Source organism: Saccharicrinis sp. 156 (assembly GCF_050589685.1).
Lineage (GTDB): Bacteria > Bacteroidota > Bacteroidia > Bacteroidales > Marinilabiliaceae > Saccharicrinis.
Window position 1 is genome coordinate 1 of the sequence record NZ_JBNGOS010000078.1, and the last position, 1299, is coordinate 1299.

General features: G+C 34.5%; 1 protein-coding gene. It reads left to right on the forward strand.

What is annotated here, in order from left to right; all coding sequences use genetic code 11:
• The first annotated feature begins 51 nt into the window (after positions 1 to 51).
• Positions 52 to 1203, forward strand: a complete 1152-nt coding sequence (locus ACRD64_RS24825; RefSeq protein ID WP_430937262.1) for a restriction endonuclease subunit S — start codon at positions 52 to 54, stop codon at positions 1201 to 1203.
• Positions 1204 to 1299 lie beyond the last annotated feature (96 nt).

The following is a 1299-nucleotide window of genomic DNA, read 5'->3' on the forward strand; positions in this document are numbered from 1 at the left end:
GCTGTAAATCCCCAACAGTAAACAAATATCGTACATCTCCGATAAAAATCTATGACCTACTTGGTAGTGGGGATACGCAAAGAGTTTAAGGATTCCGGTATTAATTTTATCAAAGCAGAAAGTATAACTGCTGCCGGAAAATTTAAACTAGACTATTTTGCATTTATTGATGGAGAAACCCACCGTACCCTAGGCCGGTCTCAATTTGAAGAAAACGATATTCTTTTTTCTATCGCTGGAGTTTTAGGTAGAGTTGCAATTGTTTCTCAAAATATATTACCTGCAAACACAAACCAAGCTATTGCAATCGTAAGACTATCTAAAAGGTCAAAACTAGATGTCGAGTATTTAAAATACTATTTAAATTCCGAAAATGTAAACAATCAGGTCAAAAGAATAAATGTACAAGCAGCCCAAGCTAACTTTAGCCTTGGGGATGTTGGTAGGCTAGAAATTATGTGTCCACCCCTGCTTCTTCAACAAAAAATAGCCCGCATCCTCTCCACTTGCGATGCTGTATTAGAAAAAACAGAAGCAGCCATTGCCAAGTACCAAGCCATTAAACAAGGCATGATGCAGGATCTTTTTAATCCCTCAAAGGTTGATTATTGGCGGACTGTTGCGTTGGAAGACTTAGCAGATATAATTGACCCACATCCTAGTCATAGGGCACCAGAAGAATATGCACAAGGTATTCCTTTTGTTGGTATTGGTGATATTTCAGAATTTGGAGAAATTAAGAAAGGTGCTCGAAAAGTACCTGATAAAATTTTTGACGAGCATAGAAAACGATACAAATTAGATCACAATACTATAGGGTTTGGAAGAGTTGCGACTATTGGCAAAATAGTAAGATTTAGGAATTATGATGAAAAGGTAACGATATCCCCCACGATGGCAATTATGATTCCTAAAAATATTAGTAGTGATTATTTAGCGCATTCACTTTCATCATTTCCTGTACAAGAGCAAATAGATAAACTATTAACAGGTTCAACTAGGTCTTCTTTGGGTATAGAATTACTAAGAAAATTATTAATTCCTATTCCCATTAATAATAGAGAAAAGCAAAAAGTTGAAGATTCTTTAAATAATATCGATAATACAATTAAATCTGAACAATCCACTTTATCTAAGTACAAGAAAATAAAATCTGGATTAATGCAAGATTTATTGAGTGGTAAAGTGGAAGTAGTTGTCTGAACATGATTTTTAAGATGGATAAGATAGACTAAGATAGGAAATGAGCAATATTGTATGTAAAAAAAGCATCTTATGCATCTTGTAATCTTGCGCATC